This is a genomic window from Natronolimnobius baerhuensis, from assembly GCF_002177135.1.
GTDB lineage: Archaea > Halobacteriota > Halobacteria > Halobacteriales > Natrialbaceae > Natronolimnobius > Natronolimnobius baerhuensis.
The window spans coordinates 451,172-468,121 of sequence record NZ_MWPH01000001.1 but is presented as its reverse complement, the minus strand read 5'-3'; the positions used below and the strand labels follow the sequence as shown (position 1 = coordinate 468,121).

At 60.9% G+C, this 16,950-nt stretch carries 15 protein-coding genes and 1 pseudogene; 3 read left to right on the top strand and 13 right to left on the bottom strand.

Annotation, left to right across the window (positions count from 1 at the left end):
* Nucleotides 1-124 precede the first annotated feature (124 nt).
* A complete protein-coding gene (locus B2G88_RS02320; protein ID WP_087713863.1) occupies nt 125-1,237 on the bottom strand; it encodes a TIGR04053 family radical SAM/SPASM domain-containing protein in 1,113 nt (370 codons plus the stop codon).
* A gap of 214 nt (nt 1,238-1,451) precedes the next feature.
* Here B2G88_RS02320 and B2G88_RS02315 point away from each other — a divergent pair, with 214 nt between their 5' ends.
* Nucleotides 1,452-1,916 carry a type IV pilin gene (locus tag B2G88_RS02315; protein WP_087713862.1) on the top strand — a complete coding sequence of 155 codons (465 nt, stop codon included), beginning with the start codon at nt 1,452-1,454 and terminating at the stop codon, nt 1,914-1,916.
* A gap of 41 nt (nt 1,917-1,957) precedes the next feature.
* On the opposite strand, the pseudogene B2G88_RS02310 reads toward B2G88_RS02315, so the two are convergent.
* The 6 genes and pseudogenes from B2G88_RS02310 to B2G88_RS02285 all read right to left on the bottom strand — a co-directional run.
* Nucleotides 1,958-2,218 (bottom strand): annotated as a pseudogene (locus B2G88_RS02310) (pterin cluster protein); the annotation flags it as partial.
* Nucleotides 2,219-2,301: 83 nt separating this feature from the next.
* Nucleotides 2,302-3,315, bottom strand: a complete 1,014-nt coding sequence (locus B2G88_RS02305) for an ABC transporter permease (RefSeq protein ID WP_087713861.1) — start codon at nt 3,313-3,315, stop codon at nt 2,302-2,304.
* Nucleotides 3,312-4,388: an ABC transporter permease gene (locus B2G88_RS02300; RefSeq protein ID WP_087714278.1), complete on the bottom strand. Its 1,077-nt coding sequence runs from the start codon at nt 4,386-4,388 to the stop codon at nt 3,312-3,314. Before B2G88_RS02300 ends, B2G88_RS02305 begins: the two co-directional genes overlap by 4 nt.
* Nucleotides 4,389-4,441: 53 nt before the next feature.
* Nucleotides 4,442-6,067 carry an ABC transporter ATP-binding protein gene (locus B2G88_RS02295; RefSeq protein WP_087714277.1) on the bottom strand — a complete coding sequence of 542 codons (1,626 nt, stop codon included), beginning with the start codon at nt 6,065-6,067 and terminating at the stop codon, nt 4,442-4,444.
* 60 nt (nt 6,068-6,127) lie between these two features.
* Nucleotides 6,128-7,258: a BMP family lipoprotein gene (locus tag B2G88_RS02290; protein WP_087713860.1), complete on the bottom strand. Its 1,131-nt coding sequence runs from the start codon at nt 7,256-7,258 to the stop codon at nt 6,128-6,130.
* A gap of 288 nt (nt 7,259-7,546) precedes the next feature.
* The gene (locus B2G88_RS02285; protein ID WP_054862212.1) at nt 7,547-7,795 is read right to left on the bottom strand and encodes a hypothetical protein; all 249 of its coding nucleotides are present in this window, start codon (nt 7,793-7,795) and stop codon (nt 7,547-7,549) included.
* Between the two features lie 292 nt (nt 7,796-8,087).
* On the opposite strand from B2G88_RS02285, the gene B2G88_RS02280 reads away from it, so the two are divergent.
* Nucleotides 8,088-9,314: an HD domain-containing protein gene (locus B2G88_RS02280; RefSeq protein ID WP_054862160.1), complete on the top strand. Its 1,227-nt coding sequence runs from the start codon at nt 8,088-8,090 to the stop codon at nt 9,312-9,314.
* Nucleotides 9,315-9,331: 17 nt separating this feature from the next.
* Here the strand turns inward: B2G88_RS02280 and ligA are convergent, their stop codons facing one another.
* Together ligA and B2G88_RS02270 are read right to left on the bottom strand one after the other, a co-directional pair.
* Entirely contained in the window at nt 9,332-11,038 is a 1,707-nt protein-coding gene (ligA, locus tag B2G88_RS02275; protein ID WP_087713859.1) for an ATP-dependent DNA ligase LigA, read from the bottom strand.
* Between the two features lie 70 nt (nt 11,039-11,108).
* Nucleotides 11,109-11,672 (bottom strand): hypothetical protein, encoded by a 564-nt coding sequence (locus B2G88_RS02270; RefSeq protein ID WP_087713858.1) that lies wholly within the window; start codon nt 11,670-11,672, stop codon nt 11,109-11,111.
* Between the two features lie 159 nt (nt 11,673-11,831).
* Between B2G88_RS02270 and B2G88_RS02265 the strand changes: the two genes are divergently transcribed.
* A complete protein-coding gene (locus B2G88_RS02265; RefSeq protein ID WP_087713857.1) occupies nt 11,832-13,388 on the top strand; it encodes a hypothetical protein in 1,557 nt (518 codons plus the stop codon).
* Nucleotides 13,389-13,393: 5 nt separating this feature from the next.
* Here B2G88_RS02265 and B2G88_RS02260 read toward each other — a convergent pair whose 3' ends face one another.
* The 4 genes from B2G88_RS02260 to B2G88_RS02245 form a co-directional block, all read right to left on the bottom strand.
* Entirely contained in the window at nt 13,394-13,777 is a 384-nt protein-coding gene (locus B2G88_RS02260) for a hypothetical protein (RefSeq protein WP_054862162.1), read from the bottom strand.
* A gap of 117 nt (nt 13,778-13,894) precedes the next feature.
* Nucleotides 13,895-14,338, bottom strand: a complete 444-nt coding sequence (locus B2G88_RS02255) for a hypothetical protein (RefSeq protein ID WP_054862163.1) — start codon at nt 14,336-14,338, stop codon at nt 13,895-13,897.
* Nucleotides 14,338-16,071, bottom strand: a complete 1,734-nt coding sequence (locus tag B2G88_RS02250; protein WP_087713856.1) for a coiled-coil domain-containing protein — start codon at nt 16,069-16,071, stop codon at nt 14,338-14,340. Before B2G88_RS02250 ends, B2G88_RS02255 begins: the two co-directional genes overlap by 1 nt.
* Nucleotides 16,072-16,572 carry a hypothetical protein gene (locus tag B2G88_RS02245; RefSeq protein WP_054862165.1) on the bottom strand — a complete coding sequence of 167 codons (501 nt, stop codon included), beginning with the start codon at nt 16,570-16,572 and terminating at the stop codon, nt 16,072-16,074. It lies immediately after the preceding gene.
* Nucleotides 16,573-16,950: the final 378 nt, after the last annotated feature.

Here is a 16,950-nt window from a genome sequence, read left to right as displayed (position 1 = left end):
CGATTCCGTCTCGAGCGTCGACGGCCGCCCGACACACGCAGTTCGGCATCGCCGTGCTGGTGGAGCCTGGTCAGCCATCTGTCGGGCAGTCGTCGAACCGCGCTCGAATTGTTTTACTAGAATGTCAGTCGCCGACAGCGTGATCAGAGTGTCCATCCCACGGCAGCGGGCCGTCGTACCCGTCGGGAACGAACGGGCAGAGCGGATCGCTTGCGAGCGGATTTCCAGTCGTCGCGAACGCTCGAGAGCGGCTGCCACCGCAGACGTTCCGATACGGACAGGCACCGCATTTGCCCTCGAGTCGGTCACGGTCCCGAAGCGATTCGAATAGGTCCGAGTGTCGGTAGATGTCGGTAATTGGGTGCTCGAGGACGTTGCCGGCCGATTCGGGCAGGAAACCGGAGGGAAAGACCTCGCCGGTGTGGCTGACGAACGCGAAGCCGTCGCCGGCGATGATGCCGGCTCGGCGGGTGGCGCTTTCTGTGGCTGCTGACGACTCGTCGCCGTTCGTCCGGCGCTGGAGTGCGACACGTCGATACTGTGGCGCTTCCGTCGTCTTGACGCCGAAGGGTTCCTCGGTGCTGACAGCATGGAGCCAGGCCATCACCGCATCGGCCGTTTCGGGATCGATTGGCTCGAGGATGCGCCCGCGGCCGACGGGGACGAGAAAGAAGACACTCCAAAGCACGATACCGATTTCACGGAGCAGGTCGCGGATCGCGGGCAGTTCGTCGACGGTTGCGTCGCAGACGGTCGTGTTGACCTGGACTGGCAGACCGACTGCGCGGGCGTGTTCGACGGCCGCGAGGGTTTCGTCGAAGCTTCCATCCTCGCCGCGAAAGTCGTCGTGACTGTCCGGCGTCGCGCCGTCGAGGCTGACAGCCATCCGGGTGAGGCCGGCGTCCGCGAGCGCCCGAATGCGCTCGGCGGTCAGCGAGCGTGTCCCGCTCGGTGTGATCGTCATCGTGACTCCCAACTTGGTGCCGTAGGCGACCAGTTCCTCGAGGTCGTCGCGGATGAGCGGGTCGCCACCCGAGAGGACGACGAGCTGGCCCTCGCCGAACGCGGCAACGTCCTCGAGCAGGCGTTTTCCCTCGGCGGTCGAGAGTTCGTCGGGATGGCGCAGTTCCTGTGCGTCGGCCCGGCAGTGGTCACAGGCCAGCCCGCAGGCTTGCGTGACTTCCCAGATGAGCACCAGCGGGCGGGCGGTCGTGTCGAGTGACTGACCAGGTCGCATTGGCGGGAGTTGGTGCGAGTCACACGAAAGGTCTGCTCTCGTTCCCAGGGCGATAGAAGACACAGACATGTTCGCCTCGGCCCGAGATGTTCGGGTTGGCGCTGGGGTTTGCCGGTGACTACTGGGTTGCAAGGACGACTATCTCGAGGGTACGACGTTCTTGTGCAGTGATAATCACGGTATAACAACGACCACGGCTGGCGAGTCCCAGCGTATGCGTTCTCCGTGGGGGTCAACACAACGGTTTCGTGACGCTGAGACGGCGGTGACGCCCGTCATCGGCGTCGTCCTGATGGTTGCGATTACGATTATTCTGGCAGGAACGGTTCACGCCGCACTGATCGGCTTCGCCGATGAACCGCCCGAGCCACAGTCGATTGCCGGCTTCGCGTTCGACGAGACCGAGTGCGATGGCGACGGCGTCACCGTGACCCACGTCGCTGGCGATTCGATCCCAGCCGACGAGCTCTCTCTGCACTCACCAGCAAAGAGTACGCCGACGACGTGGGCAGATCCTAAGGGCCACGAAACGACCGGCCTCGAGGATGGCGTCGTCGACGCTGGCTCGAGTCTGACGACCTGTCTCAGTGAGGGAGCGGTCGATGATGAGCCAGTCCGGGTGATCTGGCAGTCACCGACTGACGATCACACGGCTGTACTCGCCGAGTGGGACGGCTAAGAAATTATTGTAAGCCGACAACGCAGCGTCGGTCCGGGGGCTCAACAGCAGAACATGAACGGATAGATGAGTGCAACCCGGTCCCCGTCCTCGAGTACCGTCTCGAATCCGGCGGCGTGTTCGTTGAACCGGCCGTTGAGACAGACGCGGGCGTAGGGTCGGGTTTGCTCGCCTTCCGGATTCTTTCGCCACGTGCCGGGGAGATCGTCCGGCGGCGGCGCCCAGCCATGAGCCGTCGCTTCGGCCTCGGTTTCAGCGATGAGCATCTCTTCGACATCGTACTCGTCGAAGAAGGCCTCGAGCGAGGAAAGGCCGTAGCCGAACGGGTTCGGCTGTACCAAAACAGACTCAGTCGGCCAAAGAAAGGTGTGAGAACTGATTGCCGTTAGTCCTCGCTCTCGTAGGGCTCGCCGACGGACGAGGGCATCCGCGTCTTGCCCCATGCCGAGAGCACGACGATGACGGCGACGTACGGCAGGAGGTTGACCAGCCGTGCGGATACCTCGATGCCGACCGTCTGGAACTGGACGTTCAGCATGTCCAGCCCGCCGAATAGTAACGCAGCCGCGGCCGCCCCAATCGGGTTGTAGTTGCCGAACAGGTAGGCGACGATGGCGATCCAGCCGCGACCCTCGACCATCGTGTCTCCGGTGCCGACGAAGTTCCCCTCATGGGCGAGCAACACGGCCCCGCCCAGTCCAGCCATCATTCCGGAAAAAATCACCGTCGCGTAGCGGACGCGATTGACGTTGACCCCCGCGGTGTCGAGCGCCTCGGGGTTCTCCCCGGCCGCCTGCACCCAGTAGCCATAGCGGGTGCGATAGAGGACGTACCAGGCGGCAACCACGATGACAACGGTCAGGACGACCAGTGGCGACTGGCCGAACGGGAGTGTCCCGACGCTCGAGAGGCCGGGACTGGATTGGCTCCCCCAGATGATTGACGCAGTGAAGGGCGCGAACCCGAGGCCGATGAACCAGACGGCCAGCCCCGCGACGATCTGGTCCGCTTTGTACCGGATCACGAGCACGGCGAAGACGGTCGTCATCACCGCCGTAATCAGCACCGAAATGCCGATCGCGGACCAGACGTGAACCTGCGTCGAGGCCGTACCGCCGATGGCATACATGCTCGCCGCGGCGGTGAACGCCCCGAAGATCATGAACCCCTCGAGGCCGATGTTGAAGACGCCGCTTTTCTCGGCGTAGAGGCCGCCGACGGCCGCGAGCGTGATCGGCGTCGCCATCTCGAGCGAGCGGGTCAAAAACCCGAGCGTGAACAGCCGCTCGAGGGCGACGTCGGTCTGGGTGCCGACGACTGCGAGCGCGATGAGCGTCGCGGCGAGGACGACTGCGCCGAGTCGAACCCGCCGGTGGTTGGCGTAGTCGACGACGCTCATTCGTTTTCACCCCCCAGTCCGGTCCGCCTGGCGATCATCCTGAACAGTTCCGGGACGGCGACGAACAGCACGACGAGGCCGACGATGCCGTCGATCAGTTGCACCGGCACGTCGCTGCTGATCTGGATGTGCGAACCCGCCGACTCGAGGCCGCCAAAGAGCAATCCGGCGGGGACGACACCGATTGGGTTGTTCGCCGCGAGCAGGCTCACAGCGATGGCGTCGAACCCGTAGTTGCCGATGCCCGATGGATCGGTAAAGTAGCCCTGAATCATGATGGCGAAAATCGCGCCCGCCAGTCCGGAGACCATTCCGGAAAGGGTCATCGTCGAGACGATCATCCGCTTGGCGTCGACCCCGGAGTAGGTTGCGGCGGCTTCCTGTGTTCCGCTCGTCACCATGTCGTAGCCGAAACTGGTTCGAGTCATGACGGTCGCAATGAGCGCGACGACGGCCAGCGTCAGCAGAATGCCGACAATCGAGAGGTTCGGATCGTCGAAGACGACCGATGGGAAGCCGACGTTGTCCGGTAGGTGTTCGGTTCGCGTCGCCGTCGCCTGTGGGTCGCCGAACCGGCCGGCGACGAGCCAGCCGACGAAGCCGATGGCGATGAAGTTCAGCATGATCGTCGTGATGATCTCGTTCGCGCCGCCGTAGGCCTTCAACACGCCCGGAAGCGCCGCGTACAGCCCGCCTGCGACAATCGCCGCGACGGTACCAATAAGCATCAGGGCGACCCCACCGCCCGTTCCGTTCGGCAGGAACGGCGCGAGCATGATGATCGAGACGACGGTCGCGAACCCGCCGACGATGAACTGGCCCTGGACGCCGATGTTGAACACGCCCGCGCGGAACGCGATTGCGACTGCGACGCCGGCCAGCACGAACAGCACCGAATAGCGTAGCGTTCGTGCCACGGCCCGTTCGCTGCCGAACGACCCGACGAGCAACTGACTGGCGAACGTCACCGGATTGTATCCCGAAATCGCGACGATTACCAGCCCGATGAGCAGCGCCGATACCGTCGAGCCGATCGCGATTCCGATCCGCTCGAGGACCGTCGCATCGAGCATGCGAGCGGCGGCTCGATCGAGTGTGCCGCGGAGTCGCCCGTCGGATGCTCCGCTCACGTCTGGACACCTCGGTCGGATTCGCTGGATTCCGCCCCGTTGGCGTCGCCTTGTTCGTCTATGGGGGTCTCAGCTTCCCCGGCCGCTGACTCGAGGCGATGACCTGCCATCAATAGCCCAAGTTCCTCCTCGGAGACGGTGTCGGGACCGACGATGTCGATGAACGCGCCCTCGTACATGACCGCGATACGGTCGGCGAGCTTCTGGATCTCCTCGAGTTTCGAGGAGACGACGACGATCGCCAGCCCCTCGTCGCGCAGCTCGATCAGCCGGTTGTGGATGAACTCGATGGAGCCGATGTCGACGCCCCGCGTCGGGTGCGAGGCGACGATCACGTCGGGATCGTGGCCGATCTCGCGACCGACGATGAACTTCTGCTGGTTACCGCCAGAGAGCGACGACGCCGTTGTTTCGGGGTCGGGCGGCTGCACGTCGAACTCCGTAATAACGTCGTTGGCGTGCTCTCGAACCGCCCCCCAATCGAGGAGGCTGCCGTTCGCGTAGGGCTCGATTGTCTGGTTTCCGAGCAGTGCGTTCCGCACGAGCGAGTCGCCCTGAACGAGACCTTCGGTCTGGCGATTCTCGGGGATATAGGCGATCCCGGCCTCGATCCGCCGACGGCGACTCGCGTCCGTGATCTCTCGCCCGCGGAGTCGAACCGCGCCATCGGCGACTGAGCGAAGGCCGGTAATTCCCTCAATGAGTTCGCGCTGTCCGTTCCCTTGCACCCCCGCGATGCCGAGTATCTCGCCCTCTCGAACGGTAAGATCGACCCCGTCGACCTGTTCGCGGCCACGATCGCCGCGCATTCGAAGCCGCTCGACCTCGAGAACGGGTTCTCCGGGTTCGGTCTCGCGCTCGAGGCGATCGAACAGTATCTCTCGGCCGACCATCATCCGCGCCAGATCCTGTTCGGTGGTTTCGGCGGCGTCGACGGTACCGATGGCCTCGCCGTCGCGGAGGACGGTGATGTCCTCGGCGATCGACAGCGCCTCGTCGAGTTTGTGCGAGATGAAAATGAGCGAGTGACCGTTGGCCCTGAGGTCGTCCATGACGTCCATCAGGCTCTCGACCTCCTGGGGCGTAAGCACCGCCGTCGGTTCGTCGAGAATGAGCACTTCCGCGCCCCGATAGAGGCTCTTGACGATCTCGACGCGTTGCTGTGCACCGAGGTCGAGTTCCTCGATTGGCGTCTCGAGATACTGATCCACGTCGAAGTCGTACTGCGAGCAGATCGCTTCGATCTCGTCTCTGGCCGCCGCGCCGTCGATCTGTCCGAACCTGTTTTCGGTCAGCTCGTGGCCCAGAACGATGTTCTGCAGGACCGTCATCGGTTTCACCAGCTGGAAGTGCTGGTGGATCATCCCGATCCCGGCGTCCATCGCGTCTCGTGGCGAGTCGAACTCCCTCTCTTGCCCGTCGACGTAGATTTCGCCCTCGTTCTGGTCATACAGCCCGTAGAGGACGCTCATCAGTGTCGTCTTTCCCGACCCGTTCTCGCCGATCAAGGCGTGGATCGACCCCTTCTCGAGCGTAAAGTCGACGGTGTCGTTCGCGACCACGTCCCCGAACCGTTTGGTGATCCCCTCGAGGCGGACCGCGGGCGGCGCGTCGCGCGTCATCATCTCCCCTCCGTTGAAAATGCGCTCATAATGTGGATGCGAATGGAAACGCGGTGGCCGTTAGCAACTCGTCGGGCCGCAGGTCAGCTCAATCTCGTCCGCAATGATGGCGTCTTTGGCTGCCTCGAGTTCCTCGTCGACGGCGTCGGGGAGTTCGCCCTCGAACGCCTGGCCGACGACGAAGTCGATGCTCTCCTGTTCGATGCTCAGATTTTGCTCGCCGACCTGACTCTCGAAGTCGTCGTTGACGACGGCTTCGGAGACCTGGTAGGTCGCCTCATTAAGCGCTTTCACCGCGGAGCCAAGGATGACGTCCTGGTACTGCTCTTCCTCGACGGACTGGTCAACGTCGACGCCGATCGCGAAGCGATCAGTATCCTGTGCGGCTGCGAACGCACCTGACCCTGCCGCCGAGGCAGCGTGCCAAACGATGTCCGCACCGTCGTCAATTTGGGATTCGGCAACGTTGTTCGCCGAGCCGGTGTCAGAGAAGCTCCCGCCGTATCCGGTCAGCACCTCCGCGTCGTCGTTGACCCACTCGACGCCCTCGATGTAGGACTGCTCGAACGCGTTGATCAGCGGGATGTCCTCGCCGCCGACGAAGCCGACGATCGACTCATCCGGGTCGGTCTCGCTGTCCTCGTGTTCGAACTCTTCGTCGGTCATCACGCCGGCGACGACGCCCGCGAGGAACGACATCTCGTTGTTCATCTCGATCCAGCCCGACACGTTGTCGGCGCCCTCGACGACGTTGTTGATGAGCATCCAGTTCTGGTCCGGATACTGCTCGGCGTTGGTCGCCACCGGATCCGTGTGGTTGTCGCCGACGCAGACGATGAGATCGTAACCGCTCTCGGCGGTGTCGGCCTGTACCGACTCATACTGGGCCTCCTCGGTCTCCTCGATTGTCGTATACTCGAGGTCGAAGTCGTTCGACGCCTCCTCGAGGCCGGACGCGGCGTTGTCGTTGAACGCGTTGTCGTCGAAGCCGGCTGGACTCGAGATGATCGCGACCGTCGTGTCCGCGTCTTCATCGGCCGCATCGTCTGCGTCCCCGTTCGCCTCGTCATCGTCGTTGCCGAGGCAACCGGCGATCGTCGTGCCAGCAAGTACGGCTGCACCCGATGCGAGTACGGTTCGTCGATCGAGCGTCGACGACCCATCCCGCTTTACTCTGTCAGTAGTCAACATCCCACGTCCCGATAACCCACTAGCAGTGATAAATCTATTCTAATAGACATGTTTGGAGAGGGACTGAACTAACTGGCGACAGCCATGAATTATGATGTTAGATACGTAGTGATAAATAATATACCAATGACAAATTCAGGTCTGGAACCATACATTTCGAACGGCCATCCCGTCTCGAGCGTCGAACGGCCGAGCCCGAACTTGTTCGTGAGGGGGTGCGTGATCAATGCCCCTGATGCAGGCGAACGCAGCCGGGGCGTCGATTTGCGTCGCTCACACTCGAGTCACCTATTCGTCTTTCAGTTTGATGAGAGAGTGAATCTCGGTGTACCGGACACTGCCCTCGCCGAGTGACTTCCCATCGAGTTCGAGATACCCCGGCTCGAGGCCAGTGACCTCGCCGGTTCGGTCGGGGTCGGACGCGTCGGTTCGGTCGGCTTCCCAGACTTCGACGACGTCGCCGACTGCAACGTGTTCAGTGACGAGTGCCGTGGCACGATCCTCGGTCGCATCCGGCGGGATTTCAAGCTCAGTCATCGTATCAGCACCGACCACGCCGATGGGGGTAAGTACCGCGGCGTCAGATGACGGGCACTTTTGTATCGACTACTCCTCCCACTGCGTCGAAATATACAACAGCGCAATGAGACAGAGGATAACGATGACGAACAACGCAGCCGTCATCAGCTGTTGTGATGGCATAGCGGGGCTTCGAAGCGGTCGATCAAAGGGCTACCGGTCGCTCAAGGCGACCGAGTTCGTCGCTGTCGTCCGCTGTCGGCCGTTCGGTGAACGACGGTTTTTGTATGATCGGCAGTAAGTACCGATAATGAAGGTCATCAAGGACAGTGTCCACGACCACATCCGGGTTGACGGCGTCGCCCGCGATCTTCTCGATACGCCCGAAGTACAGCGGCTCCGCCGGATCAACCAACTCGGGACGGTCTCGTTCGTCTACCCTTCTGCGAATCACACGCGCTTCGAACACAGCCTCGGCGTCTATCACCTCGCCTGCAAGGCCCTCGAGAACCTCGACATCGACGGCCAGCAGGCCGACCGCGTCCAGGCTGCCGCCTTGCTTCATGACGTTGGCCACGGCCCGTTCAGTCACAACCTCGAGTCGCTGACCTACCGCGAGACGGGTCGCTATCACGACGACGTCCACGACCTGCTCGCAGACGGTGCCGTCGGCGACGTGTTGCGAGCACACGACCTCGAGCCCGAGCGAGTTGCCGGCCTGATCGCAGGCGAGGGACGCTTTGGACAGGTCGTCTCGGGCGAACTCGATGTCGACCGGATGGACTACCTCGTCCGGGACGCCCACCACACTGGCGTTCCCTACGGGACCATCGACCACGAACGACTGTTGCGCGAACTCGCGTTCGTCGACGGCGAGCTCGTCCTGGCCGAGGGCAACGTTCAGGCCGCAGAGAGTCTGCTCGTCGCCCGCGCGCTGATGAATCCGACCGTCTACAGCCACAGCGTCGCCCGGATCAGCAAGGCCATGCTCCGACGCGCAGCCGAACGACTCCTCGAGCAGACTGAAACCGATGCCGGGACGCTCCAGCGAATGGACGACGCCGACCTGCTCGTCGCGCTTCGCTCGAGCGAGCCAACAAGCGAATTCTCCCGCCGATTAGACGAGCGGGACCTGTTCAAACGAGCCGTCTGGGCCGAAATCGACGACGTGCCGGGCGGCGTGATCGAAAGCGACCACGAAGAAGTCAGAGCCTTCGAACGCGAGATTGCAGACGTCGCCGATATCGACCCGAAACACGTCATTATCGACGTTCCACGGCGACCGTCGATGACCGAGTCGACGACGCGCGTGATGGTCAACGGCGAGGTTCGCCCGCTCGGCCAGCAGTCCCCGCTCGTCGCGGCGCTGCGAGCCGCCCAGTACTCCCAGTGGCGACTCGGGGTCTACTGCCCGGACGAGATGCGTGAACCGGTCGGCCACGCGGCGGTCGACGTGCTCGGCCTCGACATCGACGGCGCGCTGGTCAGTGAGGTACGCGACGGCGTCGATACGACGCTCGACCGGTTCATGGAGTAACCGGTCGACCCGATCCGTCACGCCGAACGGAGGGATTCGACCCGCTCGAGCGTCTCGGCGTCACCGGGTTCCTTATCCGACCGAACCGCGAGAAACCGCGGGAATCGCAGCGCATAGCCCGACGAGTACGTCGGCGACGTCTGAATCTCCTCGTAGCCCACCTCGAAGACCACCGCCGGCTCTATGTCGACGACTTGCCCGTCTTCAGCGCCGATATGGGGCTCGAGCAGGTCCGTGAGTTCGGCGAGTTTCTCGTCGGTGATCCCCGTCGCGACCTTGCCGACGGTCTCGAGGGCGTCGCCGTTCCAGACCGAGAGTTCGAACGTCCCGAGGAAGGTCGCGCGGCGGCCTTCGCCCCACTCAGCGCCGGTGACGACGCAGTCGAGCGTTTCGACATCTGGCTTTCGCTTGCGCCAGTTCTTCCCGCGCCGGCCTGGCGAGTACGTCGAGTCGGGGTTCTTGAGCATGATTCCCTCGTGGCCCGACTCGAGTGCGTCGGCATCGATTGCTTCGATTTCGTCGGGGTCATCAGTCGTCCACAGCAGTGACAAGCCTTCGACGTCTGCAGGCTCGACAGCCGCCCCATCGTCTTCGTCGCCTTCCTTGCCAGCCAGCAGCGACTCGAGGCGGTCGTGTCGCGCTGTCAGCGGTTCCGCGAGCAAATCCTCGCCGTCGGCGTGCAGGCAGTCGAAAAAGACCGGGCGAACGGCGACCTCCTCGCGCGCTTTCGCTACGTCGTGTTTCCGCCGGAACCGCTTGAGGACTTCCTGAAACGCCAATGGCTCGCCGTCGTCGTCGACAGCGACGACCTCGCCGTCGAGAATCGCCGGCTCGGAGAGGGTGCGCTCGGCGTACTCGACGACTTCGGGGAGGGCGTCGGTGACTTCCTCCATGTTTCTCGAGAAGACGCTCGTCGTTTCCTCGAGCGGGTCGTAGTGCAGCTGAATCCGTGCGCCGTCATATTTCCATTCGACTGCGGCTTCCTCCCACTCCTCGAGCGCATCCGTGACCGTCCCGGCCTGTGCGAGCATGGCCTGAACGGGACGGCCGATCTCGAGGTCGATGGCGTCTAGCCCCTCGAGTCCCTCGTCGCGGGCGACACAGGCGACGTGGCCGTAATCGTTCGACACCTGCAGGGCGCGTTCGACCCGTTCGCCGGGAACGTCGAACGCCTCGGCGATGGCGTCTCTGACGGTGCCCTCGCCAACGCCAATTCGCATTTCCGAGAGGACGAGGCGGGCGAGATAGCGGGCTTCCTCGCTCGAGCAGCGATTGAACAGGCCAAAGAGGAGGTCCACCTTGTGATCCTGACTGCCCGACCCGTCTGCGGCGGCCAGGTCGATGAGGGTGGTGTTGACCTCGTTGACGGTGAGGTCGTCAGTGTCAGCGCCGCCGGTGAACGCGCTCAGGCCTTGCTGGCCGCCGAAGTCGTAGCTCGCCGCCACGTCGCCGATCTCGCCCAGTTCCGCGAGTCGGTCTTCGACGTCGTCGCTGTCGACGTTCGTCCCCGCCGCACGCGCGATGGCCTCGTAGCACGCGCTCGGTCCGATATCGAGCGTTCGCGACTCCCAGGCCGGAAACACCCGCCCCTGCACGAAGCGGGCGACGACTGCGAGATCAGCCCCGGCATCTTCGAAGAGGTCGGTGACGTGAGCAACGATCTCGAGGTCTGCGGGCTCGGCGTCAATCGCAGCGACACGGTCGGCGAACGTGGCGAACTCCATCACCGACTGCTATCGTCGGGGATGGTAAAACGGTTCTGAGAGCGGGTGGTCGGCTGGCGTGTCTGCGTGTCTACTGTGATTCGGGAGCAGCGTCTCGAGCGCGTTCGTAGATCGCGCCGCTGACACAGCCAAGCGGGAGGGTGAACCACGCGGTCAGGACGACCGCGAAGATGCCAATAAAGGCGGTGAGGACGCCCGCCTCAGTGAGGGCGGCCGAAATCGATGCCGTCCCATCGGCAGCGGCGACGCCGACCAGTATCGCGAAGACGACGGCCAGTGAAGCGAGGTAGGTCAGGATCGTCGCGAGCAAGCCCGCGACAGCGCCGGCGTACGGGATCGACGCGGGAACGACCTGCCAAGTGAGCGCGCCCGCAAGAAACGCCGTCGTGAGAACGAGTGGAATTGCGACGAGTGCGCTGAATCCCCAGAACGGCGCGATTGCCCACGTCTCGAGCGATGGACCGTACTGAGAGAGGCCGAACATCCCGAATGCGAACACTGTCGCAATAGCGACTGCCGCCGATGCACCGGCGTAGCCCGCTCCAATGGCCCGATGGTCTGCCTTCGGCAATCGACCCGGTCCGTAGCGCTTGCAGGCGCGGCTGAGACTCGAGAGTGAGGTTGCTCGACTCATACGGAACTGTTCAATCCGCTGAATAAAATACGTTCGGATGGTTGACTCGAGACCGACAGAACGCGGGTGAGCGTTACGCTCACGGCGAGTGACGAAATCTGACGGCCGGCACACCGAGAGAGTGCTTTCAAGGCGTTCGCGCTCGCACTCGGAGATAGTATGACAGAGGGAGCACTCGCGCCGCGAGTCGCCGACGTCCTCTCGGTCGATGCCGATACGTTCCGAGAGCGGGCCGCAGCCGACGCGGACGTGATCAAAGACGCCATCGAGGACGGGGTGTTCGACAATCCGCAGGCCATCGTCGGCCTCGAGTACGAGTTCTACGCGGTCAAAGACGACGACGCGACGCTGCGGCGGGTGCCGCGTCGCTTGCTCGAACTGATTGGGTTCGAAAAGGAACTGGGGCTCCACAACGCCGAGATGACGACGAGCCCGCAGCCGCTGAACGCCTACGGAATCGCCGCACAGGAGTCAGAGGTCAAAGCCCGCCTCCAGACCGCGCTCAAGGTAACCGAATCCGAGCGGATGCGACTGGTCAGCGACGGCCTCTGGACGATCCCACCGGAAGGAGAGTCCGCGACGACGTATCTCACCGACAGCATCGAGCGGCCAGCGGACGACACCAACGGGAGCGAGCGGTCGATCCGCATCGCGACAAACATGAGCGACTCGGCGCGGTATCACGCGATGGCCAACACGGATCAGGCCCAATCGGCTGGGATGCATATCGAGGCCCCGCACGTCTCGCTCGAGGCCGAGACCGTGATGCCGGAGAGTCTCATCACCTCGATTCAGCCCCACTATCAGGTGGCCCACGCACTCGATCTGCCGACGTACTTCAACTACGCCATCCGCGTTGCTGGCCCACTGCTTGCACTCGGCGTCAATTCCCCGTTCTTCCCCGCGGATCTCTACGACGACGATGCGACGGCCGCGGACATCCTCGCCGATAGCTGGATGGAAAGCCGCATCAGCGTCTTCGAAACCGTCCTGAACGATCCCACGACGGGCGAGGGCAAGGTCCGATTCCCCCACGACCTCGAGTCCGTCCACGAGGCGGTCGACCGCGTCGCCGACGACGATACCATCGTCCCGATGCCCGTCGAGCAGGGCGAGCGCTTCGACGATCAGTTCCCACACTTCCGCGAGAAACACGGCACCTACTGGCGCTGGGTGCGCCCGGTCTTCGGCGGCCCGACTCGCTCGGCGGCGAACGCCCGCATCGAGTTCCGACCGATCCCCGCCCAGCCGACGGTGCGGGACTCGACGGCCTTCCTCGCCGCCTTCGCCGGCCTCCTCGAGAGCCTGACCCGCCTCGAGCATCCGGTCCACGAACTCGATTGGGAACTCGCCCGCGAGAACTTCTACGCGGCCATGCGCGATGGACTCGAGGCCGATCTGACGTGGATTACGAACGACGGCAAGGAGACGACGGATACGCTCGACATCTACGAGGATCTACTCGCACACGCCGAAGACGGGCTGACGAACCGCGGACTGACCGACGAACAGGCCGCGAAGTATCTCTATCCGCTCCGGCGTCGCGTTCGACAGGGCGTCACGCCCGCGAGTTGGAAACGCGAGTGCGTTGAAACGGCGCTGAACGACGGTGCCTCGCTCGAGGAGGCAATCGCGACGATGCAGCGGACCTACGTGGATCGCCAGCGCGAGACGCTGCTCGAGGGTGGGTTCGCGGACTGGATCGTCGACAAATAACGGCGTCAGGGCGCGACGAATGCTTCGCCGTAGATCGGAATCTGGACGGCAAGCAGTGAGATAGCAAGCAGGATAGCAAGGAACGGTCCGGTAGGGGACGAGGACGTGTCCGTCCGGTAAACTGTGTCCCCTGCGATGAGAACGACGAGTAGCTGGAGCGCCATCTCGAGAGACGAGGCAGTCTGGCCGAGTATCCCCGGCCGAAGCGCCAGAATCAGTATCGTTCCAGCACCGATTGTGAGGCCCGCTGCAAGCGCCGTTCGCCTCGAGTCGATTCCCGTTCGGCTGGCAACAACGCCTGTGAGAACGCAGTTGAGTCCGATTCGAAGGCCGACGATCACGGCGATCAGTTCGGGGTTCTGCCAGCCCGGAAGCAGCGCCTCGAGCATTGGTTATGAAATGATATATTCTGGCTGTTGAATACAGAGGATTAGTGCAGCACGACGACTCTGTTTGTTTCACACTGAAAGCGGTGAACTATCCACACACTACACGAGACTGGCTGCCTACACCTGTGACTGCTCTGTCTCCTCCTTCGCGTTCTGCACGATCTCGTCTTCAACAATCTCCGACCCGGAGCGGTCCTTGTCGGATTCCGCGATACCCAATATCGTCTGAATCCGGGGACTAAACCCGGGATCTAGCTTACTGAGTCCCCGTTTGAGCCCATCGGCCACCTCTTCTCCAGTGTCTGTGAGTCGGAAGATGTGCATTCGGTCGTCCTCTTCCAGTTCCGCGAGGTCGAGGTCATCCAGTGACTGCATGATCTCAGTGAAACCCGGGTCGGTCGGCCCCCAACGTTCCCTCGTGAAACTCCAATCATCGTCTTCGAGTGCGTTCACCCGATACTTGTAAAGGACTTTCTGGTACTTCAGTTCCCCATCGATCTCTCCATCGAACTCATCGAGCATGAGGAGGTGGGGATGGTTCTTCCCCTCTTTATCCTTCATTATGCGTACCTCCCGAGAGATGCCTGGATCCGCTGTCGAGTCAACTCACCAGTCTTCGGGAATTCCTCCAGCATCTCTTCGGTGGAGGACGTACAGATGAACTGCTCATCACATGACTGGATGAACTCAAGAAGGCTTTCTTGACCTTCCGAGTCGAGGTTCGAGAAGGGTTCATCGCAGACGATTGTCGACCACTCAGTCGCTCCTGCTTCCCGGACGAAGCGGTTATACACAACTGCAAACGAGATGTTCATGAAGGTGATTTCCGCATCGCTCAGGTCTCCTGCTCGGTCGTACTTTCGAGGCCCCTCAGATCCAGGGATCTCAATGTCCCCATCTTGCGTCATCTGGATCTCCAATCCGATCTCGCCGGCCATCTCCTCGAAAACCTCTTGCCACTCTTCGGAGAACTCATTGATCTCAGCATTGATGCTCTCTTCCCGCATTTCTACCACCTCGTCCTTAGCCTCCTCCAGACGTTCCTGTGAGGACTCTAATTCATCTTCCAGTTCTCCAATCTCGGTTTTTCGCTCCGAGATCTCCTTCTCGGTCTCATTGATGCTCGACTGATAGCGTTCCAGTTGCTTTTTGGTTTCTTCGAGGATAGTGGAGAAGTCGTACTCGTTATTCCGGATGACTCGCTCAATCCGGCCGTCGATATCACCCAATTCGGGTTGCTCCTCCCGAATATTGGCGATCTCTTCGGTGACTTCTTCTAGCTCAGATGTGATTTCTTCCAGTTCTTCCTCAATTTCTCCTAGCTCTTCTTCTGAACGACTAATCTTCTCGTCGATATCCGCCTCTAGGTCGTCGCCACGACTGTCGACGGCACAAAATGGGCAGCGAGACCGCCCCAAGCGACTCTCCGCTAAGTCTGTATCAACGTGGCCGCTACAGGCAGGACAGACGAAGTCGTTGACCGCTTCAGCGATGATGGCGTTCCTCTCCGACTCTCGGTATCGTTCCCACTGCCTCTTATCCTTCCGCTTACTTCTCTGCTTGCGCTGGAGGAAGTCCTGCTTCTTAGACAACTCGGAGAGTGTTTCTTGAAGGTCTTCATCAGACTGTATTGTCTCAATAATGTCTTCAAGTTTCCCGGACTCTGCAAGAGACTTTATTTGTTGGTACTTCTCTAATTGGTTTTCGTCGCTACGAAGATTGTTCTCGCGCTCGTGCTTATCCTCCTTCTTCCGGCGTAGACTCGACTTGATCTCTGCGGTTCGTTCTTCCAGTTGAGAGATTTCTTCCTCAGTCTCCTCGATACTCTCTTGGGTATCTTGATCAACTGCCGAACGAATGTGATCCAGCCGATGGTCTTCCGAAAGCCCCGAAAGAGGCATTCGTTCGATGTGGGTATGGACGAAATGGTTTTTGATCAGATCCGTACTTGAGACCTCCGTGGACAGATCTTCCGCTAACCAGTTGGTGAGTTCTTCCTGTGCCTCATCTTCACTCTTTTCGAGATCATCTTTCCTGAATTGTGCACCTAGCTTACCTCTTCGGAACTCGACCCCATCGGTGAATCCGAGGCTTACGTTATTGTTCCGTCCAGTGGACAGGTCGATCGTTTCTTGTGGGCCAAGAAGATTGTACAGAATCGCGTTGAATGTGAGAGTCTTCCCAGTGCGATTGCCACCCTGAATGAGCAGATTCTCGCCCTCAATATTCGTATGTTCGAATCCTCCGTACTCCTCTTTCGCAAATTCCCGAGAATGAATTTCGCCTAATTTCATCTAGTCGAACATTATGGGAGACATTAATATAATATTTTGTATTTTTACAATCGATAAACCACATAGTATGATGGTCGATAGAGAAGTAATTAAGAGGAGTCCGAGAGTTGCCAGTGGGTCTGTTAGCAGGAAAGCATGGATTCCGGATATCGTGGCAACAAGTAAACCAGAATAGAATAAACAGGTATATTGGAAGACTTGGCCGTCAAACTTGTCGAAGTCCTCTTTCTTATCTTCATTGTCAAAATAAAAATGCCCTTGATTGTTCTTTCTGTCAATCTCTCTCTTCGCTCGGACAATGATCGGAAACGAAAGGAAGGATATTGCCTGCTTGCTGAGCAATTTCAAGAGCAGACCAAATATGAAGCCGAAAACTGCTGCTGCAAGTACTAACTCGTTTCTGGCGGTACTCGGAAACCAGTATTCTCCAGTAAAGTAGGCAAGAATAGTCACTACGGTTCCCCCGGGCCCTGCTTGTGTGATGATCCGGATCAGAGACACACTACTTAGTTGCTATGTCGGTCGGCTTATTCTTGACTGTAATACATGCGCTCTGTATACAACAAGACAGTAGAATTTATTACCGATTGAAGTGTTCCACAAAGCCTGCTGATCTCCCATCAGGTCGACCAGCTCAATCGTTCATCGGAATCGTCAAACTGGTTGTTCGAACCACATGCTCGAGCAGGCCACCGAAAATGACGGCAACGGTGTAGACTGCCAGTCTGAGTGCCACAGCCGTCACGACCGGACATCTATTCCACCCCCGTAACAGTAGATATAAGTTACATCACGTCAATAATGCAACCGGAAGCCAAACCGGGCATGAATGAAATGCCCCGGGTGTAGTAGCACCCGAGACGGCTTCCAAATCCCAAC

What these genes read in the sequence shown, in the direction of transcription:
- B2G88_RS02315 (WP_087713862.1), top strand. Translation starts at nt 1,452, where the DNA reads ATGCGTTCTCCGTGGGGGTCAACACAACGGTTTCGTGACGCTGAGACG.
- B2G88_RS02270 (WP_087713858.1), bottom strand. Translation starts at nt 11,672, where the DNA reads ATGAGTCGAGCAACCTCACTCTCGAGTCTCAGCCGCGCCTGCAAGCGC.
- ligA (WP_087713859.1), bottom strand. Translation starts at nt 11,038, where the DNA reads ATGGAGTTCGCCACGTTCGCCGACCGTGTCGCTGCGATTGACGCCGAG.
- B2G88_RS02280 (WP_054862160.1), top strand. Translation starts at nt 8,088, where the DNA reads ATGAAGGTCATCAAGGACAGTGTCCACGACCACATCCGGGTTGACGGC.
- B2G88_RS02295 (WP_087714277.1), bottom strand. Translation starts at nt 6,067, where the DNA reads ATGACGCGCGACGCGCCGCCCGCGGTCCGCCTCGAGGGGATCACCAAA.
- B2G88_RS02300 (WP_087714278.1), bottom strand. Translation starts at nt 4,388, where the DNA reads ATGCTCGATGCGACGGTCCTCGAGCGGATCGGAATCGCGATCGGCTCG.
- B2G88_RS02320 (WP_087713863.1), bottom strand. Translation starts at nt 1,237, where the DNA reads ATGCGACCTGGTCAGTCACTCGACACGACCGCCCGCCCGCTGGTGCTC.
- B2G88_RS02260 (WP_054862162.1), bottom strand. Translation starts at nt 13,777, where the DNA reads ATGCTCGAGGCGCTGCTTCCGGGCTGGCAGAACCCCGAACTGATCGCC.
- B2G88_RS02255 (WP_054862163.1), bottom strand. Translation starts at nt 14,338, where the DNA reads ATGAAGGATAAAGAGGGGAAGAACCATCCCCACCTCCTCATGCTCGAT.
- B2G88_RS02305 (WP_087713861.1), bottom strand. Translation starts at nt 3,315, where the DNA reads ATGAGCGTCGTCGACTACGCCAACCACCGGCGGGTTCGACTCGGCGCA.
- B2G88_RS02265 (WP_087713857.1), top strand. Translation starts at nt 11,832, where the DNA reads ATGACAGAGGGAGCACTCGCGCCGCGAGTCGCCGACGTCCTCTCGGTC.
- B2G88_RS02285 (WP_054862212.1), bottom strand. Translation starts at nt 7,795, where the DNA reads ATGACTGAGCTTGAAATCCCGCCGGATGCGACCGAGGATCGTGCCACG.
- B2G88_RS02290 (WP_087713860.1), bottom strand. Translation starts at nt 7,258, where the DNA reads ATGTTGACTACTGACAGAGTAAAGCGGGATGGGTCGTCGACGCTCGAT.
- B2G88_RS02250 (WP_087713856.1), bottom strand. Translation starts at nt 16,071, where the DNA reads ATGAAATTAGGCGAAATTCATTCTCGGGAATTTGCGAAAGAGGAGTAC.